Annotated in this window: 29 protein-coding genes and 1 pseudogene; 12 read left to right on the plus strand and 18 right to left on the minus strand. The window is 62.2% G+C overall.

The features are described 5' to 3' along the window. Nucleotides 1-73: 73 nt before the first annotated feature. The gene (locus JFV30_RS06685) at nt 74-1,033 is read right to left on the minus strand and encodes a FecR family protein (RefSeq protein WP_201122611.1); all 960 of its coding nucleotides are present in this window, start codon (nt 1,031-1,033) and stop codon (nt 74-76) included. Between the two features lie 4 nt (nt 1,034-1,037). After that, complete coding sequence (locus tag JFV30_RS06690; RefSeq protein WP_201122613.1) at nt 1,038-1,559, minus strand: sigma-70 family RNA polymerase sigma factor; 522 nt, start codon at nt 1,557-1,559, stop codon at nt 1,038-1,040. A gap of 153 nt (nt 1,560-1,712) precedes the next feature. Here JFV30_RS06690 and JFV30_RS06695 point away from each other — a divergent pair, with 153 nt between their 5' ends. Continuing rightward, nucleotides 1,713-2,636, plus strand: a complete 924-nt coding sequence (locus JFV30_RS06695) for a LysR family transcriptional regulator (protein ID WP_201122615.1) — start codon at nt 1,713-1,715, stop codon at nt 2,634-2,636. Here the strand turns inward: JFV30_RS06695 and JFV30_RS06700 are convergent. Then, nucleotides 2,539-3,243 (minus strand): TetR/AcrR family transcriptional regulator, encoded by a 705-nt coding sequence (locus JFV30_RS06700; protein WP_201122617.1) that lies wholly within the window; start codon nt 3,241-3,243, stop codon nt 2,539-2,541. The two genes, JFV30_RS06695 and JFV30_RS06700, sit on opposite strands and share 98 nt — an antisense overlap. 124 nt (nt 3,244-3,367) lie before the next feature. On the opposite strand from JFV30_RS06700, the gene JFV30_RS06705 reads away from it, so the two are divergent. After that, nucleotides 3,368-4,591 carry an MFS transporter gene (locus tag JFV30_RS06705; RefSeq protein WP_201122619.1) on the plus strand — a complete coding sequence of 408 codons (1,224 nt, stop codon included), beginning with the start codon at nt 3,368-3,370 and terminating at the stop codon, nt 4,589-4,591. A 111-nt stretch (nt 4,592-4,702) separates the two neighbouring features. Next, complete coding sequence (locus JFV30_RS06710; protein WP_201122621.1) at nt 4,703-5,083, plus strand: type 1 fimbrial protein; 381 nt, start codon at nt 4,703-4,705, stop codon at nt 5,081-5,083. Nucleotides 5,084-5,098: 15 nt separating this feature from the next. On the opposite strand, the gene JFV30_RS06715 is transcribed toward JFV30_RS06710, so the two are convergent. The 6 genes and pseudogenes from JFV30_RS06715 to JFV30_RS06740 form a co-directional block, all read right to left on the minus strand. Further along, the gene (locus tag JFV30_RS06715; protein ID WP_010175907.1) at nt 5,099-5,398 is read right to left on the minus strand and encodes a DUF3144 domain-containing protein; all 300 of its coding nucleotides are present in this window, start codon (nt 5,396-5,398) and stop codon (nt 5,099-5,101) included. A gap of 82 nt (nt 5,399-5,480) precedes the next feature. Further along, entirely contained in the window at nt 5,481-6,773 is a 1,293-nt protein-coding gene (locus JFV30_RS06720; RefSeq protein ID WP_201122623.1) for a PQQ-dependent sugar dehydrogenase, read from the minus strand. Then, nucleotides 6,770-7,198: a DUF2231 domain-containing protein gene (locus JFV30_RS06725; RefSeq protein ID WP_201122625.1), complete on the minus strand. Its 429-nt coding sequence runs from the start codon at nt 7,196-7,198 to the stop codon at nt 6,770-6,772. Before JFV30_RS06725 ends, JFV30_RS06720 begins: the two co-directional genes overlap by 4 nt. Before the next feature lie 123 nt (nt 7,199-7,321). Beyond that, nucleotides 7,322-8,824, minus strand: a complete 1,503-nt coding sequence (gene proP / locus JFV30_RS06730) for a glycine betaine/L-proline transporter ProP (RefSeq protein WP_201122627.1) — start codon at nt 8,822-8,824, stop codon at nt 7,322-7,324. Between the two features lie 128 nt (nt 8,825-8,952). Next, a pseudogene (locus tag JFV30_RS06735) lies at nt 8,953-9,842 on the minus strand (bestrophin family protein). 75 nt (nt 9,843-9,917) lie between these two features. After that, a complete protein-coding gene (locus JFV30_RS06740) occupies nt 9,918-10,424 on the minus strand; it encodes a GNAT family N-acetyltransferase (RefSeq protein WP_201122629.1) in 507 nt (168 codons plus the stop codon). Between the two features lie 95 nt (nt 10,425-10,519). On the opposite strand from JFV30_RS06740, the gene JFV30_RS06745 reads away from it, so the two are divergent. Beyond that, a complete protein-coding gene (locus tag JFV30_RS06745; protein WP_201122631.1) occupies nt 10,520-11,215 on the plus strand; it encodes a tRNA (adenine(22)-N(1))-methyltransferase in 696 nt (231 codons plus the stop codon). A gap of 3 nt (nt 11,216-11,218) precedes the next feature. Here JFV30_RS06745 and JFV30_RS06750 read toward each other — a convergent pair whose 3' ends face one another. Further along, nucleotides 11,219-12,085: an aldo/keto reductase family oxidoreductase gene (locus JFV30_RS06750; protein ID WP_201122633.1), complete on the minus strand. Its 867-nt coding sequence runs from the start codon at nt 12,083-12,085 to the stop codon at nt 11,219-11,221. Between the two features lie 71 nt (nt 12,086-12,156). Here JFV30_RS06750 and JFV30_RS06755 point away from each other — a divergent pair, with 71 nt between their 5' ends. The 4 genes from JFV30_RS06755 to JFV30_RS06770 all read left to right on the plus strand — a co-directional run bounded on the left by JFV30_RS06755 (nt 12,157) and on the right by JFV30_RS06770 (nt 14,736). Beyond that, on the plus strand, nt 12,157-12,813 hold the full coding sequence (locus JFV30_RS06755) for a TetR/AcrR family transcriptional regulator (RefSeq protein WP_242487030.1): 657 nt from the start codon (nt 12,157-12,159) through the stop codon (nt 12,811-12,813). Nucleotides 12,814-12,858: 45 nt separating this feature from the next. Further along, nucleotides 12,859-13,287, plus strand: coding sequence for an Sbal_3080 family lipoprotein (locus JFV30_RS06760; protein WP_201122635.1), 429 nt, complete (start codon nt 12,859-12,861; stop codon nt 13,285-13,287). Nucleotides 13,288-13,322: 35 nt separating this feature from the next. Then, on the plus strand, nt 13,323-13,715 hold the full coding sequence (locus tag JFV30_RS06765) for a DUF2846 domain-containing protein (RefSeq protein ID WP_207201850.1): 393 nt from the start codon (nt 13,323-13,325) through the stop codon (nt 13,713-13,715). 157 nt (nt 13,716-13,872) lie between these two features. Then, nucleotides 13,873-14,736, plus strand: a complete 864-nt coding sequence (locus JFV30_RS06770; RefSeq protein ID WP_169387588.1) for a DNA/RNA non-specific endonuclease — start codon at nt 13,873-13,875, stop codon at nt 14,734-14,736. A gap of 19 nt (nt 14,737-14,755) precedes the next feature. Here JFV30_RS06770 and JFV30_RS06775 read toward each other — a convergent pair whose 3' ends face one another. The 7 genes from JFV30_RS06775 to JFV30_RS06805 form a co-directional block, all read right to left on the minus strand. After that, the gene (locus JFV30_RS06775) at nt 14,756-14,935 is read right to left on the minus strand and encodes a DUF1289 domain-containing protein (RefSeq protein WP_169387589.1); all 180 of its coding nucleotides are present in this window, start codon (nt 14,933-14,935) and stop codon (nt 14,756-14,758) included. A 4-nt stretch (nt 14,936-14,939) separates the two neighbouring features. Beyond that, nucleotides 14,940-15,311 (minus strand): hypothetical protein, encoded by a 372-nt coding sequence (locus tag JFV30_RS06780; protein ID WP_201122636.1) that lies wholly within the window; start codon nt 15,309-15,311, stop codon nt 14,940-14,942. A gap of 199 nt (nt 15,312-15,510) precedes the next feature. Then, a complete protein-coding gene (locus JFV30_RS06785; protein WP_010175886.1) occupies nt 15,511-16,725 on the minus strand; it encodes an MFS transporter in 1,215 nt (404 codons plus the stop codon). 5 nt (nt 16,726-16,730) lie between these two features. Further along, complete coding sequence (locus JFV30_RS33025; RefSeq protein ID WP_242487032.1) at nt 16,731-16,889, minus strand: hypothetical protein; 159 nt, start codon at nt 16,887-16,889, stop codon at nt 16,731-16,733. Nucleotides 16,890-17,063: 174 nt separating this feature from the next. Then, nucleotides 17,064-17,627, minus strand: coding sequence for an isochorismatase family protein (locus JFV30_RS06795; RefSeq protein WP_201122638.1), 564 nt, complete (start codon nt 17,625-17,627; stop codon nt 17,064-17,066). Nucleotides 17,628-17,655: 28 nt separating this feature from the next. Then, entirely contained in the window at nt 17,656-18,108 is a 453-nt protein-coding gene (locus JFV30_RS06800; RefSeq protein WP_201122640.1) for a MarR family winged helix-turn-helix transcriptional regulator, read from the minus strand. 73 nt (nt 18,109-18,181) lie between these two features. Beyond that, nucleotides 18,182-18,988: an AraC family transcriptional regulator gene (locus tag JFV30_RS06805; protein WP_169387594.1), complete on the minus strand. Its 807-nt coding sequence runs from the start codon at nt 18,986-18,988 to the stop codon at nt 18,182-18,184. A gap of 124 nt (nt 18,989-19,112) precedes the next feature. Between JFV30_RS06805 and JFV30_RS06810 the strand changes: the two genes are divergently transcribed. The 3 genes from JFV30_RS06810 to JFV30_RS06820 all read left to right on the plus strand — a co-directional run bounded on the left by JFV30_RS06810 (nt 19,113) and on the right by JFV30_RS06820 (nt 22,000). Further along, nucleotides 19,113-20,033: an EamA family transporter gene (locus JFV30_RS06810; protein ID WP_201122642.1), complete on the plus strand. Its 921-nt coding sequence runs from the start codon at nt 19,113-19,115 to the stop codon at nt 20,031-20,033. A 43-nt stretch (nt 20,034-20,076) separates the two neighbouring features. Then, complete coding sequence (locus JFV30_RS06815) at nt 20,077-20,757, plus strand: DUF695 domain-containing protein (RefSeq protein WP_201122644.1); 681 nt, start codon at nt 20,077-20,079, stop codon at nt 20,755-20,757. Nucleotides 20,758-20,890: 133 nt separating this feature from the next. Further along, the gene (locus JFV30_RS06820; protein WP_201122646.1) at nt 20,891-22,000 is read left to right on the plus strand and encodes a beta-eliminating lyase-related protein; all 1,110 of its coding nucleotides are present in this window, start codon (nt 20,891-20,893) and stop codon (nt 21,998-22,000) included. Nucleotides 22,001-22,054: 54 nt separating this feature from the next. Here JFV30_RS06820 and JFV30_RS06825 read toward each other — a convergent pair whose 3' ends face one another. Next, nucleotides 22,055-22,447, minus strand: a complete 393-nt coding sequence (locus JFV30_RS06825; RefSeq protein ID WP_010175872.1) for a tautomerase family protein — start codon at nt 22,445-22,447, stop codon at nt 22,055-22,057. Nucleotides 22,448-22,554: 107 nt separating this feature from the next. On the opposite strand from JFV30_RS06825, the gene JFV30_RS06830 reads away from it, so the two are divergent. Continuing rightward, nucleotides 22,555-23,418: a LysR family transcriptional regulator gene (locus JFV30_RS06830; RefSeq protein ID WP_169387598.1), complete on the plus strand. Its 864-nt coding sequence runs from the start codon at nt 22,555-22,557 to the stop codon at nt 23,416-23,418. Nucleotides 23,419-23,420 lie beyond the last annotated feature (2 nt).

Here is a 23,420-nt window from a genome sequence, read left to right on the forward strand (position 1 = left end):
GAAGAGGTTCCTGTGATGAGGTGCTTTCTTCCTTGACGGGGCGATTAAAAAAAGCGGAACCCGGCGCGCCGGTTTATTTTTCGCGCTCGATCTTCAACCACAGCGGGCTGAACGAGCGCACCCGCACCGGGAACGCATCGCTGATCAGTTGCAGTGCACGTCGTGGCTCGTCCAGCGGCAGTACCGCCGACACCCGCAGGTCGGCCAGTTGCTCGCGGTCGAACTGCAGGTGTCCGCCATACTGGCGGGCGAGTTCATCGAGCACTTCCGGCAGCGGCCGGTCCTGGACCACCAGTTGGTGGTACTGCCAGGCGTCGTTGGTCGCCCGGGTGTCGACATGGCCCAACGGAGTGACCGCTTGCGGGGTGATGCGCGCCTGTTCACCGGCGCTGACCTCGACGGCCGGGTGATGGTTGGCATCCTGGGCGGCGACCTTCGATTCAAGCAGGGTCAGCAGCGTGCCGGGCGCCTCGCGCTTGACCGTGAAGCGGGTACCGAGTGCGCGCATTTGTCCGTCCTCAGTCACCACGATAAATGGCCGCGTGGCGTCGTGGGCCACCTGTACGAGGATCTCCCCGCGCAGCAGCTTCACCTGGCGTTGCTGCGGGTTGAAGGTCAGGTCCACGGCGCTGTTGCCGCTGAGGATCAACTGCGAGCCGTCGTCCAGGTCGATTCGCTGCCACTCGGCCGGCGCGGTGCGCTGGTCGGCCAGTAAATAACTCGGCGGATAACTGCGCAGCAGCAACGCCAGGGGCAGGGCGAGCATCAACCCAAGCACCACTCTGCCGGCCGGGTTGCGCCGACGTTTCACCAACGCCGCATCCAGCGCGGCCTGCACCGGCGCGTGTTGCGGGCGCAATGCCTGCAAGCGGCCGACGAAGCCTTGCAGGCGCTCGATTGCGGCAGCATGGTGCGGGTCCTGGGCTTTCCACTGCTCGAACTGCTGGCGCTCGCGCTCGCTGAGGTTGCCGTCGTGCAGGCGCATTATCCAGTTGGCGGCCTGCTCGTCGAGGCTCTGCGGGGAGTCAAGCATCGGCTCAAACATCCAGCGCGTGGTGGCAGTGCACCAGGGCGTTCATCAGGTGTTTGCGCACCATGCGCTCGGAAATCCCCAGGCGGCTGGCGATGTCAGCCTGGCGCAGCCCTTCCAGGAAATGCATGAGGAACGCCTGCCGGGCATTCGGCGCCAGGCCGTCGAGCACGAACGCAATCTGCTCCAGGGCTTCGAGGGTCAGCAGGATCTGTTCCGGCGATTGCTGGCAGCTTTCCAGCAGGTCGATTGTCAGTGCCAGTTCCCGCAGGTAAGCGTCCTCGATCTGGCGGCGGCGGGCGCGGTCGATGATCAGGTGGCGCGCCGTGGTCGTGAGGAACGCCCGAGGCTCGCGCATGCCGCCCAGGGCATCGCGGGAGGCGAGGATGCGCACGAAGGTGTCATGGGACAGGTCCGCCGCGTTTTGCGAGCAACCGAGCTTTTTCCGCAGCCAGCCGAACAGCCAGCCATGGTGCTCGGCGTAGAGCATATGGACGGCCTGGTTCAAGGGAAGGTCGCTGGCGGACATGGCGGGAGTGTCTGCGGATAAGAATTATTCGCAAGGTTAGCGGTGTGCATGGAATGAAAGCAAGTGCGGGGCGGGCCGCGCTCTATATTTATGCGGCTCGTGCTGATAAATAGAGCGGGTGAATCCTTAAGTCGATACCCGGTGTAATCAATCATGAAGCGCCATTTCGAAGACTTGCAGTTGGGCAGCATCGAGCTGTTCTGCCTGGCCGCCGAGGCCAGCAGCTTTACCGCGGCCGCCCAGATAGCGGGCGTGACCCCGGCGGCGGTGAGTCGCAGCATCTCTCGGCTGGAAGAGCGACTGGGCTCCCGGCTGTTTGTGCGCACCACCCGCAGCATCCGCCTGACCGATGGCGGCCGGACGTTTTTCGAGCAATGCCGCCAGGCCCTCACGCAACTGGTGGAAGCCCAGCAGGAAATGATGGGCGCGCAGTCGGTGCCCTCCGGGTTGTTGCGCATCAGCATCCCGACCACTTACGGCCATCACCGCATCCTGCCGCTGCTGCCGAAATTTCGCGCGCTGTACCCGCAGGTCACCGTGGATATTCACATCAGCAACCGCAACATTGATTTTGTCGCCGAAGGCTATGACCTGGCCATCCGCGTGCGCGCCCAGCCGGACTCGACGCTGATCGCGCGCTTGCTCGAAGACGCCAAGCTGGTGGTGGTTGCATCGCCGGCGTATCTGCAGCGCGCCGGCACGCCCCAGACCCTGGAGGATTTGCCGGCCCATGAGTGCATCCAGTACGAATTGCCGAGCAATGGGCGGCGCATTTCCTGGTTGTTCCAGGCCGATGGCAAGGAGCGGGAATTTGCCGGTGAGGCCGGGTACAGCTGCTCCGACGATGTGCTGGGTGGCGTGACCCTGGCCAAGCATGGCGCCGGGCTGTTCCAGACCTACAAATTCATCGTCGAGCAAGAGTTGGCCAACGGCAGCCTGGTGGAGGTGTTGCAGCCTTACGGCGGACGTTCGCGGCCGTTTACCTTGCTGTATCCCCACGGCCGCTACGTGCCCCATCGGGTGCGGGCGTTTGTCGACTTTCTGCTGGAGCACCGTACCGAGTGGGCGGCGCTGTAGCGGCGGACACATCCCAGGTCAGCATCAACTGGCCGATTGCGGCGTCGATGGCGCTGGCCTCCACGCCATCCCGGGCGAGGATCGAGACGCCCTGCAGAAAACTGTCGTAGACCGTGGCCATGGCACGGGCGTTGGTCTCGGCGGGCAACTGGCCGGCACTGATGCCGCGCTCCACGCAATGCACGATGCCCGCCCGGGTGCGCTCCCGCGAATGGGTCAGCGCATGGGTCACTTGCGCGCTCTCGGGGGAGGGCGCGCTCATCACGCCCAAAGCCACCATGCAGCCCTTGGGGTGGCTGTCTTCACACTGCATGCGCGCCGATTGGCGCAGCGCGGTCTCGATGGCCTGGCGCGGCGGCAGGCTGTTATCCCACAGGCATTCGGTGACCTGGGCAAAGGTCGCCAGATAACGCTGCACGCACTCCTGGAACAGCGCGTCCTTGGAGCCGAACGCCGCGTAGAAACTCGGCGCGGAGATGCCGCCGCCCAATCCGGCTTTCAACTGGCTCAGGGACGTCGCGTCGTAACCGTGCTGCCAGAATAGGTGCATGGCCTGTTCCACGGCCTGGTCGCGGTCGAAGGTGCGGGGGCGGCCCATCTGTGCCATGTGGAAATCCTCTCGGGTGATGAGATAAATACTAGTCGATACATAAGTCGTTGACAACGCTGCGTAGGGCGCCCAACATTTATATCGATCGGTATTTAAGTCCTCTTCTTCAAGGAGTTTCCCTGTGACCCCCTCAACCACCTTATCGGCAGACGCCGTCCCCGACCGCTTGCCCATCGGCGCCTTGCTCGCCCTGGCCATGACCGGCTTTATCTGCATCGTCACCGAAACCCTGCCGGCGGGCCTGTTGCCGCTGATCAGCGACGGCCTGTCGATTTCAGCGTCCATGGCCGGGCAGATGGTCACCGCCTATGCGCTGGGCTCGGTGCTGGCGGTGATCCCGTTGACCATTGCTACTCGCGGCTGGCGCAGACGCAATGTGCTGCTGCTGACTATCGTCGGTTTTCTGCTGTTCAATTCCATCACCGCGCTGTCGTCCCACTATGGGCTGACACTGCTGGCGCGGTTCCTCGCCGGGATGGCGGCGGGGCTGGCGTGGAGTTTGTTGGCCGGGTATGCGCGGCGCATGGTGGCGCCGCATCAACAGGGCAAGGCCATGGCGCTGGCCATGGTGGGAACCCCGATTGCGTTGTCACTCGGGGTGCCGCTGGGCACCTGGCTGGGCGGGCTGGTGGGCTGGCGCACGACGTTCGGCGTCATGTCGGCGCTGACGTTGGTATTGATTGTGTGGGTATTGGTGAAGGTGCCGGACTACCCCGGCCAGTCGGCCCATCAGCGCATGGCCCTGCGCAAGGTACTGACCACGCCGGGCGTGCGGCCGGTGCTGGCGGTGGTGATTGCCTGGATGCTCGCCCACAACATTCTCTACACGTACATCGCCCCGTTTGTGGCCCCGGCGGGGTTGGTGGACCGGGTGGACCTGGTGCTGTTGGTGTTTGGTGTGGCGGCGCTGGTCGGGATTTGGATGACCGCCAGATTGGTGGATGCAGCGCTGCGCAACACGGTGCTGGTGAGCCTGGCGGCCTTTGCGGCGACGTGCCTGGCGTTCGGTTTTCTGGCGCAGGTGCAGGGCGTGATTTACCTCGGTGTGGCGGTGTGGGGCCTGAGTTTTGGCGGCGCTGCAACGTTGCTGCAAACGGCATTGGCGGACGCGGCCGGGGACGGGGCTGATGTGGCACTGTCGCTGAACGTGGTGGCCTGGAACAGTGCGATTGCGGGAAGTGGTGTGGTCGGCGGAGTGTTGCTCGATACCTGGGGTGTGGCTTCTTTCCCATGGGCGATGTTGGCGCTGCTGGCGGTGGGCTTCGCGATTGTGTGGCGTGCGCGATTCCATGGCTTCAAGCCGGGGCACAGGGCACACGGCAAGCCTGCAGTTGGCGGGCACTGATATTTCCAAAGTCTGTGGAAAAACCGCTGCTAACATCAGACAAATCTTAAAATAACCCGCCACTCGGCCGATATCCCTGGGCATAGGCTTTATCACCCAGGGAGTATCGGCATGCGCATCACGAGAATGTCTGCAATCCATGTTGGCCTGTTGTTCAGCCTGTCCGGTGCCTGCATGGCTGCAGGCTCCGTAGGGCAGGGTGTCATCACGTTTCACGGCAGCATCGTCGAGGCGTCTTGCACACCGCTCGCCGTGGCCCACGGGATGACGCTCAACAACTGCCCGACGTCCGCACGCGGCAGTGCCATCAGCGTGCGCAGCGTGGCACCGGTGGGCTCGGTCACGGCCCTCGATCACAGCGCCGTGAACGTGAAGCTGGTCGCCGACAGCGGCCGGGGAGACCGCTATTACCAGCAGCAATACGCGTTGGTGGATGGCCAAGGGAAGCCTGTGACCTCGGGGCAGTATCTGATTACGCTGACCTCGCCTTGAGGAAAGAAAGCCAGCTTATTCAGGTGCCTTGACGAGCATGTACTGGCTGAAATTATTGATGTGATCATCCAGATTATCCTCAAGCATCATCCGGTACTGATCACAGAAATACTTCAGCATCGCCTCACGCGCCTGGGCCATTTCTTCGCCGGATTTAAAGCTGCGTGCGCTGACCCAGGCGTTGAAGCGTGTGGTGCCAAACATCATCGAGGCGCTGACTTTGCCCAGGTCGGCGAACGCCCTGAACTGTTCGTTGGACAGCTCGATGTGCGCGTCCGCGCGATCGTAGAAGCCGTTGTCGGTGGTGTCTGGCATTGCGGTTACCTTCCTGTTCGTGAGTGCGGCGAAGGTACCGCCACGCTCCACGGGAAGGCAACCACGTTGGCCGCTTCAGGCCTTATTTATTGCGCGTCACCCTCCACACCGTGTTGGCCAGGTCATCGGCAATGATCAGCGCACCCTTTGGATCAACCGTGACCCCCACCGGCCGCCCGCGAGTCTTGCCATCGTCCCCGCGGAAACCCGTGGCGAAGTCCAGCGGCTCACCGGCAGGCCGGCCATTGCTGAACGGCACGAAGATCACCTTGTAGCCCACCGGATTGTCCCGGTTCCAGCTGCCGTGCTCGCCGACGAAGACGCCGTCGGCATATTTCTCGCCCATGGCCGGGATGGAAAAATCGACGCCCAGCGCGGCGACGTGGGAACCCAGGCTGTAATCCGGCTTGATCGCGGCGGCGACCTTGGCCGGGTTCTGCGGTTGGGCGCGGGTGTCGACGTTCTGGCCCCAATAGCTGTAGGGCCAGCCGTAGAATTCGCCTTCGCGCACCGAGGTCAGGTAATCCGGCACCAGGTCCGGCCCCAGTTCATCCCGCTCGTTGACCACTGCCCACACCTGCCCGGAGCCCGGTTGAATGGTCAATGCCGTCGGGTTGCGCAAACCGGTTGCATAAGGCTTGTGGGCACCGGTGGCGGCGTCGATCTGCCAGACCATCGCCCGGTCAATCTCGACTTCCATGCCGCGCTCGGTGATGTTGCTGTTGGAGCCGATGCCCACATACAGCGAGCGGCCATCGGGGCTGATCGCCAGGGATTTGGTCCAGTGGTGATTGATCGCGGCGGGCAGCTCGGTGACGGTGGTGGGCGGGCCGCTGGCTTTGGTCTGGCCGTCTTGATAGTCGAAGCGCACCAGTGCGTCCTGGTTGGCCACGTACAGCTTGCCGTCGGCAAAGGCCAGGCCGTAGGGCGCGTTGAGGTTTTCGGCGAACACGGTTTTCAACTCGTAGGTGCCGTCACCGTCGGCATCGCGCAGCAGGGTCAGGCGGTTGCCGCCCTTGACCTTGGTGTTGCCCTCGGCCTTGATCACACTGGCGATCACGTCCTTGGGCTTGAGCTTTGCCGCGCTGCCGCCGCGGCCTTCGGCGACGAGGATGTCGCCGTTGGGCAGCACCAGGGTCTGGCGCGGGATTCGCAGGTCGGTGGCGATGGCCGTGATGCTGAAACCCTCGGGCACCGTGGGTTTCTGCTCGCCCCAGGCGACCGGTTCAGCAATCTTCATGCTGGGCAACAGGCCGCGCTGGGGTTCCGGCAGCTTGGGGTCGGGGCCGCGGGCTTGAGTGCTGTCGGCTTCGCCACCGCAGGCACTCAACAACAGCGCCATGCTTAACAGGGTCAGCATGCTGGAATGCTTCATTGGTCACCTCCCGAACGCAGGTTGGTCAGCCCGACCCACGTGGTCACGCAGGCCAGCAGGGTCACGACGGCAGACAGCACCAGGCCCGACGGCATCACGGCCCAGGCATCCTTCGCATGCTCAAAGGCATTCACCAGGCCCAGCGCCCAGGTCACCAGCAACAGCAGGAAGTACACCGTGGGGCGCCCGGCCTTGCGGTCGGCACGCAGCAGGTTGACCAGTGCAAACAACCCCGCCAGCCCGCAGAACAGCAGGGCGCCGGCGATCAGCCAGGCGGCGAAGTTGCTCCATTGGATCTGGTAGGTCTGGTAGTAGGCAATGTCACTCAGCAGGGCGCCGAGAAACAGCGGGACAGTACCGGCAAGCAAGGTCGCGTGAAGCGGGCCTGGCGCGCTGCGGCGGGTGAGGGCGGGGGTGACGGTCACGGGCGGCTCCTTATCGTTGAGCGGCCCTGATGCGGTTCATCAGGGCCGCGCTGACTGCGCTTAAGGAAGGAGCGTGCTACTTGCGCGTTAGTTCACCCGCTATTCGTTTCCAAATATGTTGCGTCAGTTGATACGTGGATGCTGCTGCACCAGGTTTTCGCGCTTGGCTTCCAGCTCGGCGATTTGCGCGTCGATGTCTTCGATCTTCTGCTCGATATTGTCTTCATGCTCCTGCAGCAGCTCCTTGGCTTCCTCGATATCCGAAGCCGCCGGTGCCGCGCCGCGCAGGGGTTTGTTGGCGGTTTCCTTCATGGTCAGGGCGGTGAAAAGCCCCAGCACGGCGAACACCATCAGGTAGTAGGCCGGCATGTACAGGTTGTTGGTGGTCTCCACCAGCCAGGCCATGGCGGTCGGCGTCAGGCCGGCCACCAGGATCGAGATGTTAAAGGCGCTGGCCAATGCGCTGTAGCGGATGTGCGTGGGGAACATCGCCGGCAGGGTGGACGCCATCACGCCGATAAAGAAGTTGAGCACCACCGCAATGATCAGCAGCCCCGAGAAAATCAGCCCGAGCTTGCCGCTGTTGATCAGCATGAACGCCGGAATGGCGAGGAAGAACAGCGCAATGCTGCCGAACAGAATGAAGGGTTTGCGCCCGATCTTGTCGCTGACAAAGCCAATCATCGGCTGCACGAACAACATGCCGACCATGATCGCGATGATGATCAGCACGCCATGGTTTTCGCTGTAGTGCAGGTTGTGCGACAGGTAGCTCGGCATGTAGGTGAGCAGCATGTAGTACGTGACGTTGGTCACCACTACCACGCCGACACAGGTCATCAGGCTGCGCCAATGCTTGGTGGCGACCTCCTTGAACGACACTTTCGGGCCACCCGCCAAGCCTTCGCGATCGCCTTGTTCGAGTTGTTCCACATGCTGTTGGAAGGCCGGTGTTTCTTCCAGTGCATGCCGCAAGTAGAGCCCGATCATGCCCAGCGGCAATGCGAGGAAGAACGGCAGGCGCCAGCCCCAGGACTGGAACGCCTCTTCACCGATCACTGCAGAAATCAGCACCACCACGCCCGCGCCGAGGACGAAGCCGGCGATGGAGCCGAAGTCCAGCCAACTGCCGAGGAAACCGCGCTTGCGGTCCGGGGCGTATTCGGCGACGAAGATCGAGGCACCGGTGTATTCGCCGCCCACCGAGAAGCCCTGGGCCATCTTGGCCAGCAGCAACAGGATCGGCGCCCAGATGCCGATCGAGTCATACGAGGGGATCAGCCCGATGGCGAAAGTGCTCAGGGACATGATCACGATGGTCGCCGCGAGGACCTTTTGCCGGCCGTATTTGTCCCCCAGTCGGCCGAAGAACAGGCCGCCCAACGGACGGATCAGGAAGGGCACCGAGAAGGTCGCCAGGGCGGCGATCATCTGTACGCTGGGGGACGCCTCGGGGAAGAACACCTTGCCCAGCACATAGGCGACAAAGCCATACACCCCGAAGTCGAACCATTCCATGGCATTGCCCAGCGCAGCGGCGGTGATCGCCTTGCGCATCTTGGCGTCGTCGACGATGGTGATGTCATCCAATCCAATCGGATTGACGGTTTTCTTGCGTGATTTCATGGGAATACTCAGCCGCAGGTCCATTTCGATGCCACTGTTTTGGTGGCATGCGCTTAATGGGTCAGATACATGCGGACACTGAATAATTCACCATTGGCTGGTTTTTTTTGTTAACGGCCCAGTAAGGATCAACTGATTCGCTCGCCGCCCAGGGAATCACGCTGCATCGACTGCAGGTTTTTCTCGATGGTTTCGCACAGGGCTTCCATCTGAATCTGGTGCTCGCTGTCCCGAAACGGGCTTTGCAGATCGGTGCCGATGCGTTCGATGGCCAACAGCATAAAACCCACCACCGTGGAGGCCAGCGGGGTGAACCAGCCCAGGGATTCCACCAGGCCCACCGGCACGATCAGGCAGAACAGCGAAATAAACAGCCGCGGGAAATACACGTAAGGGTAGGGCAGCGGTGTATTCGCGATACGCTCCATGCCGCCCTGGCTGTTGGACAAGTCCACCAGGGTCGACTCCAGCCGCGCCAGGCGAATGCTGTCGAGGCGCCCGGCCTTGTATTCCTGGGCCAGCAGGGCCGCGGAACCGTTGAGGATGTCGTTGGCAAAGTTATTGGTGGTGGTGCTGCGGGTGAACTCTGCGGCCGGCAGAAACGCCCGAATCTCATCCGGGCACGGCTGGCCTCGCAGGTGCGCCGCGAGGCAGTTCACATAGGCCACGTGACGGCGCAGCAAGGTCGCTTTTATCGGGTTGATCTCGTGGCCCGGGTCATCCAGCAACGTCAGGACCTGCCGGGCGAAGCTGCGGGAATTGTTGACCATCGCCCCCACAGCGTGCGCGCTTCCCACCAGCGGTTGTAGGCGCTGCTGTTGCGGAAACTGATCAGCACCACCAGCGCCGAGCCGAGCAGCGTGAGGGGCATCAGCGGCAGGTTGATCTTGCTGTTGAGGAACAGCATGAAATCCACGGTGACGGCGATATCCCAGAGCAGCAGCCAGAACAGCGCCCAGCCCACATAGCCCATGGTCTTGATGATCAGGCGGTATTTTTTGATGATGGCAGCTTTCAAACGGAAACCTCGTGGCGAGCGGTAAGCATCAGTGCCCTAGCTCGGACGGTATTTTCCGGGTAAAGGTTCGCGTCTTCAGGTCTGGAGTGGCAGGACGAAGCGCTTTTCGGCAGGAGCCTGGTCGCCGGGTGCAGGCTGTTCAGCCACGAATCCGCAGCGCTGCAGCACTTTTTGTGAACCCACGTTTTCCGGGAATACATACGCCACCAATTGCGTCAGCGCCCAACGTGCCTGTGCCTGCTGGATAAGATGCTTGAGTGCCTGAGTGGCCAGCCCTTGCCCGCACGCTTGCTCACCCACGCGATAACCGACTTCGGCAGAACCCTTCGGTGAGTCGATGCTTTTCAGATTGGCGCGGCCGACGATTTCGCCGCTGGCGTCCTCGATCACAAACGGGTGCCAGGCGCCCAGGGCGAAGTCGGCCAGGTAGGCCTGGATGTGCTCGGCCACACCCTGCACGGAATAGAACGAAGGCTCGCGTGCATCAATATGCGACTCGAACCACTCACGGTTGCGGGATTCGAAGGCCAGCAAGGCTTCAGTGTCCGTACTGCTCAGCTCGCGAACCTTAAATGACGTCATCGATCACCTCTTCCTGGCAATTTGTGCGGTGAGCAAGCATACCCCATCAGTTATCCTGAGCAGACGAGCCCATTCGTGGCAAAAAGGAACGGCAGTTGAACGAACACACATTGTCCATGCGCCTGGAGCGCGTGGCAGCCCATGTACCCGCCGGTGCGCGCCTGGCGGATATCGGCTCCGACCACGGCTACCTGCCGGTGGCGTTGATGCGTCGCGGCGCCATCGCAGCAGCGGTGGCGGGCGAGGTGGCGTTGACGCCGTTTCGTGCGGCCGAGCGTACGGTGCGCGAGAACGAACTGGAGTCCTACATCACCGTGCGCCTGGCCAGTGGCCTGGCGGCGATCGAGCCGGGCGACGGGATCACCGCGATCAGTATCTGCGGCATGGGCGGCGAGACCATCCGCGACATCCTCGACAGCGACAAGGCGCGCCTCAACGGCCAGGAGCGCCTGGTCCTGCAACCCAACGGCGGCGAGCAACCCTTGCGGCAATGGTTGATGGACAACGGCTACCGCATCCTGTGCGAGGAACTGCTGCGGGAGAACCGCTTCTTCTACGAGATCATCGTGGCCGAGCGCGCCGAGCCTGTGAGCTACACCGCCGAACAACTGTACTTCGGCCCGCTGCAAATGCAGGCCCGCAGCCCGGAGTTCCTGCTCAAGTGGCAGCGCATCCTGCGCCACAAACACCAGACCCTGAACGACTTTGCCCAGGCGCGGCAGGCGGTACCCGAGGACAAGGTGCAAGAGGTCGCGCAACAAGCCCGGTGGATTACCGAACTGCTGGCGTGAGGGTCAACCCGCGAGGGTGTTCAGCTCGGCCAGCACATCATCCGAAAGCTCCAGTTCGCCCACCGCGAGGTTTTCACGCAAATGGGTGACCGAGGATGTTCCGGGAATCAGCAGGACGTTGGGCGAGCGACGCAGCAACCACGCCAGCGCCAATTGCATCGGTGTGACGCCAAGCCGCTGCGCAACGTTCGACAACACCGCTGACTGCACCGGCGAGAATCCGCCCAGCGGGAAGTACGGCACATAGGCAATGCCTTCCAGGGCCAACTCGTCGATCAGCGCGTTATCGTGTTGATGGGCGATGTTGTAGAGGTTCTGGACACACACGAAACGCACGAGTTTTCGCGCTTCGGCCACCTGGGTGGGCGTGACGTTGCTGATGCCGATATGGCGTATCAGCCCCTGTTGTTGCAGCTCGGCGATGGCGCTCAGGGGTTCTTCGATCGAGCCTTCGGCAGTGCCCATCACGCCGTGCATGGCCCGCACATTGACCACGTCCAGCACGTCCAGGCCCAGGTTGCGCAGGTTGTCATGCACAGCCTGCGTCAGCTCGGCCTTCGACGACGCGTTGAACCAGCCGCCATCGGCGCCACGACGGGCGCCCACCTTGGTGACGATCGTGAGGTCGTCTTTATACGGGTGCAACGCCTCGCGGATAATCTGATTGGTGATGTGCGGTCCGTAGAAGTCGCTGGTGTCGATATGGTTCACGCCGCAGGCGACGGCCTCGCGCAATACGGCGTGCGCTGCATCACGGTCTTTTGGCGGGCCAAATACCCCGGGGCCAGCCAATTGCATGGCGCCGTAACCGACGCGGTTGACGGTGCGATCACCGAGAGTGAAGGTGCTGCGGTTTCCTGAGCGGGTCATGGCTGTAGCTCTTGCTTGACGGGAGGAAGCCTATAATATGAAGGATCCTTCAGGTTTAGAATTCGCATTCCATGAGCACTCCCAAAGCCTCCCTAAAGCCAAGAAAATCAGCGGTCCAGGCGCGCTCGGCGGCGACGGTCGAGGCGCTGCACACGGCGACCCTTCAGGTTCTGACGGCTCAGGGACTGGTCCGCTGCACCACGACCCGCGTGGCCGAGCGCGCGGGCATGTCGGTGGGCAGTCTCTATCAGTACTATCCGAACCGCGATGCACTCCTGGCGGCAGTCCTGGAAAAGCATCTGGTGCACGTGGCCGAGACCGTTGAGCAGGCCTGCGATCAACATCAGGGCGCCACGGTGGCGGAAATGGCGTCGGGGTTTGTCACGGCTTTTCTGGCGGTGAAACTCATGGACCCGACGGCGTCCAAAGCCCTCTATGCCATTGCGGCTGAGCGGGGCGGTGCGGAGCTTGTGGCGCGAATCAACAAGCGGATGGTGGGCGCCGTGGCGGCGATGTTGGGGACGGCATCGGATGCCCGTTTTGACGACCCGTTTTTAACCGCGGCCATCTCGATCAGTGCCGTGGTGGGCCCGGTGCGGACGCTGCTTGAAGGCAATGCAACGCCGGCCTATGAAGCCGGCCTGGAACAGCAGGTGACTCGGCTGCTGCGGGCTTATCTTCAAACGTTTCAGTCGCCGCCAATTGACCGCGAAAGGGCGCCAAAGTAGCATGCGGCCATTATTTTGACATCACTCTCGATTCAAGGATTGAATATGCTGTCCAGAGCCCTCACGGCAGGCCTGCTACTGGCCTTGGCCGGGTGTACCAACGTCAAGGTTGAGCCTGTCTCGCCTCAATACAACATCTCCCGGTTGTGCATCGAAGAGAACCCCAAAGTCGTGGTGGGGGACTTTGTCGATGGCCTGCAAACGCTGCTGCGCAAGCACCACATTGAAAGCCGGCTGTATGCCGCGCCGGTTCCGGGCAATTGTGAATACCGTCTGACCTACACCGCCATTCGTTCCTGGGACTTTTCTGCCTACCTGTCCGATGCCAGCGTCCGGCTCTACAAAGGCGACCAGTCCATTGGTTTTGCGCAGTACACCCTGGCGGGCGGCGGGGGCTTCGATTTGTCGAAATACAACACGGTCGAGGAAAAAATGGCACCGGTGATCAACCAGCTATTGGGGCAGGCCAAGTGAGCACATTCATAAAAAGTATCCCGGTCCTGTTGCTCATGTTGCTACTGCCAGGGTGTGGTCATACCAGCACCAGCGAACCTTATTTCGAACCGCCGCCGCCACCTCCAGGCAAGGCGCTGGTTTACCTGATGCGAACCCAGGTTATCCAGGGCAGCTTCTATGACAGCGTGTTCAGTATCGATGACAGCGCAATCGTGGGGCTGAGCAGCGAGACCTATTCCTGGGTGCTGGTCAGCCCTGGCGTGCACAAGATTTCGGCTGGACAGCAGCCGCATCCCCGGAACGTATTCCTGACGCTCTCGGTTGAGCCGGGCAAGGAATACTTCGTTGAGTACACCCAGGAGAACATGTTCGAGAAGATTCGCAAGCGGGAGACGAACGAAGGGAAAACCATGGTGCGCGGGTATTCGTATATACCGGTGAAGTGACGGCGCGGTTGCAACGACTGCGAAGGTTAACCCCGGTGCCCCGGCACTAATGTAAGGAGTGATGGTCAATAACCCCCGCACGACTGTGAGCGGTCGTGTGGCTCGGAATAGAGCCTCGCGGTACGTTTTTTCCTCCCCCCCATTTGAAGATTTAACCATGCACCTTCGCAAAATTGCAGTTGGGCTGTCGGCCCTTGTTTTGCTCTCCACCGGGGCGCAAGCCCGTGGCCTGCTGGACCTCATCACGCCGCATCAGCAACACACCTCCCGCTCGGGCTCCATCAGTCAGGGCGCGGCCCTGGACCTCTATTCAAACCAACAGAAAAAGCCGTCGTTCGACAGTTGCGCCGACCTGTTCCCGGCCGCGCAACCGATCAACACCGCCACCGTGCCGGCCACCATGAAACCCCTGGCGCTGTGTTCCGATAATTTTGCGGTGCTCTACTCGCAAACCAGCAAGACCCCGCTGGTGGTGGTCGAGCGCCTGAATGCCGGCCAGTTGCAGGACGCCAAAGGCGAGGAGCGCACCAACCAGTTTTACCCTGACCCGCGCATTCCCAAGGGCGCGCGCGCCGAGTTGAGTGACTACCGTGGCCAACACCCGGCCGTGGACCGTGGCCATCAATCGCCGGCCGCCGATGCGCCGAGCACCAACGCCATGGCCCAATCCTTCGCGCTGTCGAACATGGTGCCGCAAGACCCCACCAACAACCGCAAGATCTGGAGCAAGGTCGAGGCGGACGTGCGCAAGTTCGCCAAGCGCGCCGACGGCAATGTGTTTGTGTTCACCGGCCCGCTGTTTGACCCGGGCTACAGCACCATCGGCGACAACAAGGTGTGGGTGCCGACCCGCCTGTTCAAGCTGGTATACGACGTATCGTCCCAGCGTGCCTGGGCCTACGTGCTGCCCAACGCTGAAACCCGTATCGAAAAGCCGATGGACTACGCGACGTTTGTGAAGACCACCGGGCTCAAGTTGCTGGGGAATCTGCCGGTGACGGGGTCTGTCGGGCGTACTTGACGGCCTGAAACCGGATGCGTCACTTGCCCTTTTTCAACGTCTTCAACCGCAGCGTTGCTCGCTGCACAGCGGCCATCTTCTCTGGCCGCTTCATCCTTTTCCATTTGCGAATATCGTCCTTGGTGCGTCCACAACTCACGCACAGCTCACCACTGAGCTGGCAGGTTGAGACGCACGGATTCTCGATATCTTTAGCCAAGGCTTTACCCCTTTACGGCATACAGCTTGAGCAGGCGCAGGCGCCAATCGCCGCCATGCTGCAGGTGGCATTCTTCCTCGGAGTCGAAGCGCACGTAGCGGTCCGAAGAAGGGCGATCCACCCCGGCATCCTCCAGCGCCGTGGCCGTCAGCTCGCGCATGCGCCGGTCCAGCCCGCTTGAAAGAGCCAGCTCCCGGTTCGCCCGTGTATCGAACACCCAGATGACGACCAGGCTTTGGGCAAAGGCCAGGTAGTCGACTTCGTGGGTCAGCCAGTCGAAGCCAGTGATTTCGGCCTTGGCGATTTCACAGGCCTCGGTCAGGGCCGCGACCAGGCGACGTTCAATCCGGGCGCCGTCGCGTGTGTTTGAAGGCATGGTGATTCCTGGATGGGTGATGGCTGGGATGATACCCGAGAGATCAACGGTGGGAGCTGTCGAGCTTCAGCGAGGCTGCGAAGGCGGACTGGCAGGCGACATCTTTATCGACTGACAGGGCCTCTTCGCAGCCTCGCTGGGGCTCGACAGCTCCCACATTGGATTGGGTTTGTCTGCCACACTGGATTGGGTTTGCCTGTCAGATTTTCTTTGGCCGATCCAGCTTGCGCGTCATGGTATAGACCGCCACCCCGGCGGCCAGGATGCCCGAGGCCGCGCCGACGGCCAGCGCCCAACGCGGGCCAAGATGGTCGGCCACCCACCCCACAATCGGTGCACCAATCGGTGTGCCGCCAAGGGCCACGCCTACCCGCAGGGCGATCACTCGGCCGCGCATGGCGGGTTCGGTGGTGAGTTGCATCAGGCTGTTGGTGGTGTTGCTGAAGGTCAGGGCGCCCACGCCGATGATCACCAGGGCCCCGGCGAACAGCCAATAGTTCGGGGCAATCGCCGCCAACGTGCAACCCACCCCGAACACCAGCGCGCCGTACAGCAGCGACTTGAAGTGTGGCCGCTCGCGCCCGGCGGCGAGCAGCGCCCCGGCGATGGTGCCGATGGCCAGGGTCGACGTCAGCAGCCCATAGCCACGGGCATCGGCGTGGAACACGGTGACGGCCATGGTCGAGATGAAAATGGGGAAGTTCATGCCGAAGGTGCCGATCAAAAACAGCATGATCAGGATCGCCATCAGGTCCGGTCGGGCCCACACATAGCGCAAGCCTTCGGTCAGGCTGCCCTTGGTGCGCAGTGCCCGCAGGCGGGTGTGCAGGCCGGAAACCCGCAGCAGAAACAGCGAGGCCAGCACCGCGAAAAAGCTCGCGCCATTGAGCAGGAACGCCCAGCCGGTGCCCACCGACGCGATGGTCACCCCGGCCACGGCCGGGCCAATCATGCGGGCCATGTTGAACGAGGTGGAATTGAGCGCGATGGCGTTGGACAGGTCCGCTTCGCCCACCAGGTCTGCCACGAAAATCTGCCGCACGGGGGCGTCGAATGCCGAGGCACAGCCCGACAAAAACGCGAACGCATACACGTGCCACAGCTGCACGATGCCGGTCAGGGTAAACACCCCCAGCATCAGCGCCAGCACGCCCATCACGCCCTGGGTGACGATCAGCAGCTTGCGCTTGTCGTAGTGGTCGGCGGCGAAGCCGGTCCAGGGCAGCAACAGCAATTGCGGCCCGAACTGCAACGCCATGACGATGCCGACGGCCGAGGCGTTATGCGGCGTGAGCTGGGTCAGCACCAGCCAGTCCTGGGCCGTGCGTTGCATCCAGGTGCCGATATTCGACACCAGGGCACCGGCGGCCCAGATACGGTAATTGACGCTGCGCAGCGAGCGGAAAATGCCCATCGAACTCACACCGGCCTTGAGGGATTACCACCGTTGAAGCGCCCGAAATGCTGCGCCAGGAACACACTCAGCACCAAGGCCCCGAGCCCGAGGGCGAGCACATCAGCGGTGTTGTCGAGCGCGAAATCCCCGACCCGGCAGACCAGCACATAGCCGATCACCAAGGTTGAGAAACCCCCAGAGCACATTCAGCGTCGAGGAAGACCGCCCTTGGCCGCGCGGCTTGGCAAATGGCGTCTGGAATGACTGGCCCATCAAGCCACTGACGCAATGCGGCACCGCGTTGGCGAGCAACACACCGCCGAAGAAGTAAGACACCAGCTCATGCCACTGCATCGTCACGCACCCCTTGTTTCAAGCAAGCCGATGATGTGTTGCGCCGTACCGGTTTCGCCCAGCTTCGGAAAGATCTGGGTCAGGCTGTAGTGGTGGGCTTCGGCGTTCGCATCGGTCATGGCGTCGATGGCCAGGGTCACGTTGAAGCCAGCCTCATAGGCCTGGCGGGCGGTGGACTCGACGCCGGTGCCGGTGGCCACCCCGGTGATCACCACCTGGGTCACGCCGAGCGCCTTCAACTGCACCTCAAGATCGGTGCTGGCGAAGGCGCCCCAGGTGCGTTTGGTCACCACAAGGTCGCCGGGTTGCTGACCGAGTTCAGGCAGCAGGTCGGCCCATCCCGGTGGAAATACATCGCTGCGCCGTGGCCGCTCGGTGCGCCCGGGTGCAAAGCCTGTGACGTTGACCAGCACCACCGGCAAGCCGCGTTCACGGAACGCATCGAGCAGTGCACGGGAGCGTTCGACCACACCGCCGATGGGGTGGATGAACGGGTACTCGGCGATGCCTTTTTGCAAGTCCACGATGATCAGCGCGGTGTTGGGATCCAGCGAGGTGACGGCCATGGAATGTCCTCAAACAGGAAGGGGTGGCTCAAAAATCGGCGAGGCGCTCCAGCAGCTTTACGGCCGCCGCGAGTTCGGCTTGTTCGTCGGCAGACAGTTGTTCCTGCAGCGCCCGCAACAGCCAATCGTCCTTGGCGGCCCGGCTGGCGATGAGGTGTTTGCGAAAGCCGGGTGTCAGCTCGATCAGGGTTTGTCGCCCATCGCTGGGGTCGGGTTTGCCCCTGATCGCTTTCATCGTTTCAAGCCCGGCCACGGTGATGCGCATGGACTGCGGGCGCACGCTCTCGGCCCGGGCCAGGGCCGAGACGGTGCTGGGCCCGTCACGGTCCAGGCGCAACAGCACCGACTTCTGGGCGGAGGTGAAATCATTCGGATGGGTTTGTTCCCGCAGCCGGCGGATCAGCTTGCCCAGGGAGATACGCAGTTCGGCGGCCAGGGCGGCGGCGGATTGGGTTTCTGGGGTGTTGGAGGATCTGTTCATGCCGGGACACTAGCATGCGTGCAGAAAAACTGTACAGTTTAGCTGTATGAAATTTTTGTCAGAAAACCCTGCATCAACCATCCTTGACTGACCCTAATTTTGCCTTGCGGTACTCATCGGGTGTCTCGCCCGTGAGCTTGCGGAACATGCTGATAAAGGCCGAGGAACTGCTGTAGCCCAGGTCAAGTGCGAGGGTCTCGACGGTAACGCCACTTCGCAACAGGCTCAGCGAGTGCATCACCTTGAGCCGTTGTTTCCAGTGGTTCAGCGACATCCCCAAGTCACGCTGGCAGCGCCGCAACAGCGTGCGCTCGGTGGCGTTGACCAGGCGCGCCCAGTCGGCCAGGGAGCGGGCGTCTGCGGGGTTCTGTTCCAGGGCTTCAAGGATGGGCGACAGCACCGGGTCATTGGAGCCGGGCAGGTAGGAGCCGACGCGGGAGGTTTGCTTCAGCTTGTCCAGCAGCACGTAGAGCAGGCGGCTGTCTTCCTCGGTTTGCACCGGCGCGGGCGGTGAGGCCCGCAGGTCGTCGAGCAAGGCGCGGATCAACGGGGTGATCGTCAACGCGCAGGCCGTGTCCGGTAAGTGTTCACACAACGGCTGCGCGATATACAGCGAAGAGTGATAAGCCTCCTGGCGATTGAGCGCCAGGTGCTCGGCCTCGGGCGGCAGCCACAGGCCAAACTGCGGCGGCACGATGAAGTGCTCGTCGGCGAGCTTGATCTCCATCACACCACTGAACGAATACACAAACTCACCCCAGGGATGGCGATGCCACGGGTAAGTCGTCAAGGCCTGCATCTGCGCGGCACGAAAGTACAGGGGCGCCGGCAGTTCATCGGTGAACGGCGCAACGACCCGGTGGGCAAATGGCTTGTTCATGAGGATCACACCGCTGCGGCCAGTCGAATGGCTATTGTGCGCTATCGCTTGTCGTTTTGGCGCTATATCCAGCCGTTCCGCAGATCGCAGACTCCGCCCATACAAACGTGAGTGGGAGAGTGTCGTGGAGAAGCGTCAGCCGATTGATGGGCCCGCTGCGGTCACCATGACGGTGATGTGCGCCATCTGGGGCCTTCAGCAGGTGGCGATCAAGGTCGCCGCGCCGGATATTGCGCCGATCTTCCAGATCGCCCTGCGCTCCGGCATTGCCGCTGTGCTGGTGGGCCTGATCCTGATCCTGCGCCGGAACAAGATGACCTTGAACCTCGACACCTGGCGTGGCGGGCTGTTGGTGGGCGCGCTGTTTGCCCTGGAATACGTGGCCGTCGGCGAGGGGCTGCGTTATACGTCCGCCGCGCACATGGTGATTTTCCTGTACACGGCGCCGATCTTTGCGGCCATCGGGTTGCACGTTCGGTTCCCCAGTGAACGGCTGACGGCGGTGCAGTGGGGCGGCATATTGCTGGCGTTTGTCGGCGTGATCGTCGCGTTTTTTGCGCCGGGTGAAAGCCATGCCTCGATGGCCGATCAGCGCCTGGGTGATGCGCTGGGCTTGTTGGGCGCGGCGGCGTGGGGCGCCACCACGGTCACCATTCGTTGCTCGCGACTGGCCGAAGCGCCGGCGCCACTGACGTTGTTTTATCAACTGGCCGGGGCGTTTGTAATCCTGGCTGCATTGGCGTGGGCCACCGGGCAAACCCGGGTGCATTTCTCGGCCATTACGGTGGCCAGCCTGGCGTTCCAGACCGTGGTGTTCTCGTTCCTGAGCCTGCTGGTGTGGTTCTGGATGCTCGGCCGTTACCTGGGATCGCGATTGGGTGTGCTGTCGTTCATGACGCCTTTGTTTGGCGTGGTGTTCGGTGTGTGGTTGCTGGACGAGACCTTGCAGTCATCGTTCATTGTGGGCTCGGTGTTGGTGCTGGTGGGGATTGTGGTGGTGAGTGGGCATGATCTTTTGCGGCGGCGCAGCGAGGTGATGGCATAATAATGCTACTGATGATCATCACTAGCACAAGGAAAGGCGTCTCTTGCAAGCTGCATCCACACATCACCGCCTGCGACTCTTCGCACTGGCCAGCGCACTCATGGCGGGCTGCTCCAGTTCGCACACGCACACGCCCACACCGCTCGAGCTCGAGCCGTGTCTGGCACAGGGGCCGGTTAACAGCCAGGGCTACGATAACTGTCTGGCCGACCGCGCGGCGCTGCTCAGGGCGTTGCTCAAGTCGCTTAACGATCCGGGCAGCCTTCGTTACTTAGAAATTCAGCCAGCCGGCACCCCTACGTTCCAACTCTCCGACTATCCGGATACGCCCACTCCCATGACTTACAGGGGAGCTGATTCACTCACCGCGACTGAAAGGCGCGAGCAGCCATTCAAGATCAAAGTCACCTGGAAATACCTTTCCAAGCGGTTCGGCCCGGAGCCCAGGGACCGTGTTCCCATGGAAGACATGGAGAGCCTGCTGCTGGCGGCGGCGAAGGAAAATGGCCTGGCGAAGTGGGCCTGTACGGTGACGGGTGGAAAGCAGCGGCAGTGGATCTTCTACACCCGGGATGACGCGGTGTTTATCGCACGAATCAAGTCGGTGCTGGCACCCACCGGGCCGTACCCGATCGAGTTCAGCGCACGCAGGGAGTCAGGCCTGGGCACCGACGTGGACACTGCGCAAGACAGTCGTCTGACGCCGAAAAAGTGCATGGAATGATGGCGGGAGGGTTGTGGTGGTCAGTGGGCATGATGATCTTTCAAGGCTGCGCATGGCCAGGCTCGTCAAGGACTGATACGTTCACGGGTTCGGACATTCCTGCCCCTACTTTCTCCTGCACAGGCGCTCTACCGTGATACCAAACACTGAAGAAGAACGCCGCCAACTCAAGGCGGCCTGCACGGTCGAACTCAGCGGCTTCGCAGAACCCAAACCGGCCCAGTGGTTCCAGGAAATGGCGGAGTGGGCCCAGGCCAACAACGTGTCCCATGATCATTATGGGGGCGGTGCGTTGATTGAAAGCTTTGAAGCCAAGGTGGCCGAATTGCTGGGCAAGCCTGCTGCGGTGTTCATGCCCAGCGGGGTGATGGCGCAATTGATTGCGGTCAACATCTGGAGTGAGCGAGGCAGGCTGCCGCGCTTCGGGATCCATGCGTCCTCTCATTTGCAGCTCCACGAAGAGCAGGCATTCCAGGCCTTGCTGCACTTGCACGGGGTGATGGTGGGGCACCGCTTGCGACCGATCCTGGCCGACGACCTGGCAGCGATTGCCGAGCCACTGAGCTGCCTGGTGGTGGAGTTGCCCGCCCGCGAGATCGGCGGGCAGTTGCCTGAATGGGATGAGTTGGAAGCCCTGAAAGCCACCGCTGCCGCCTCGGGTACACCGCTGCACATGGACGGTGCCCGCCTGTGGGAAACCCGGGCCTACTACCAGCGCTCCTACGCGGAAATTGCCGAGGGTTTCTCCTCCGTCTATGTCTCGGCCTACAAAGGCCTCGGCGGAATCGCCGGCTCGCTGCTGGTTGGCGATACCGACTTTATCCAACAGGCACGCCTGTGGCGCCAACGGCTGGGGGGCACGTTGATCAAGCAGAGCCCCATGGTGGTCTCGGCGGCCATGCGCTTCGACCACCGCCTGGGGATGCTCGAGGCCTGCTATCAGCGAACCCTGAGGCTGGCGAGCTGCCTGCAGGCAATTCCCGGTATTCGTCTTCTGCCGCGTAAGCCGCAGGTGAACATGCTCCACGTGTATTTCGACGCAGACCGGGCGGCACTGCTCAACGCCCGCGACGGTATTGCCCGAGAGCACGGGCATTGGCTGTTCACCCACCTGGAACCCACCGAGGTGCCGGGGTGGTGCAAGACCGAGTGCTATGTGGGTGACCGCTTATTGGGCGTGGAGGATGAGCGGGTTCTGCAACTGTTCACAGACTTGATGCGGCAGGCGACTCAAGACCGCTGACACCACGCCGGCGCGGGGCTGTCCGTCGCCGGCGGGCGGTTGCGCTAAGGGCGCTTAAGCATGTTGATACCGGTACTCCTGAGTCACCCCTGCATACCCATAGGCACTGGCCCGGCAGTCGATGATGTGCACATTGGAGTGCGGGTGCAGGTTGCCGATCAATTCGGCCAGCAGTGTGTAGGCCTCGCGATGGAAGCGCGCTTTTTGCGCTTTGGTGTTGGTCTCGTCGGTGACGGTCACTTCCAGGCGGAAGGCGTTGCGCCCATGTTCGACCAGCGAACGGTCATGAATGAACCACTGTTCATGGGGCACAAAATCGAGAATCAGCAATGTCTGCTCCGGACGCTTCTCCAGCACTTCACAGGTCAGCGCGGTGAGCTGCGGGACGAGTTGGCGAACCAGCTCGGGATTGCGTTCTCCGGAGATTTTCAGGGTGATGCCTGGCATGGGGAATTCCTCGTAAGGGTAGGGTGAGGTGCCAGCGTAAGAAAATTATGCTGATCTGAAAAACGGGAAGATATAATGATATCTATCGGAAAAAACGCAGGATAGATATGCGCCCCTTTGACCTTGAGCAACTGCGCTCCTTCGTTACCATCCTGGAGTCCGGCAGTCTTTCGGCGGCCGCGCCCAGGCTGAATCGTTCACAGTCGGCCCTCAGTGAGCAGCTTCGAAAGCTGGAAACCTTTACCGGTGTGACGCTGCTGGAGCGCGGCAAAAAAGGCGTGAGCCCGACACCTGCCGGCGAGCGGTTGCTGGCACATGCGCGTGGGTTGCTCGCACAGAGTGATTGTGTGCTTGAGGACATGCGCGGGGTGACCTTGAGCGGGGAACTGCGCCTGGCCATCACCGACTATTTTTTGCCGAGCGCCATCGCCGGCATGTTGAAGGGGTTGCGCACCCGCTATCCGCAGCTTCGTTTGCATGTCTCGGTGCGCAAAAGCCTGCAAATCGAAAAGGGCGCCAACAGCGGCGAATTTGATATTGGCCTGTCGATGCGGATCCTCGACGGGCGCAGCCTTCCCGAAGGCATTCCTGTGCGACGGGAGGCCCTGCGGTGGGTGGCACTCAGTGGGTTCGAAGCGCAGCACGAGCACTTGGCGCCGCTGCCGTTGGTGGTGCTTCCTCAGGATTGCAGTTTGCAGCGGTTCACCATCGACCTGCTGGAGGCGCGTGGCGTGCCGTATGTGATTGCGCATTCAGCGTCGGGTGTCGGCGGCTTGCAATCGGCGCTGCTGGCGGGGCTGGGGGTGGCGTGCCTGAACAGCTCGGCCGTGCCTGCCGGGGCCGAAGCCTGCCGGTCGATTCAAACGCTTCCGGCGCTGCCCGATGTCGAGTTCAGCCTGTTACCGCCGCGCCCTGGTGAAGCGCCGCTGGTCAGCGCGGTTCGAGAGATGTTGGTCACGCACTTTTCCTAGCG

Source organism: Pseudomonas sp. TH32 (assembly GCF_016650855.1).
GTDB lineage: Bacteria > Pseudomonadota > Gammaproteobacteria > Pseudomonadales > Pseudomonadaceae > Aquipseudomonas.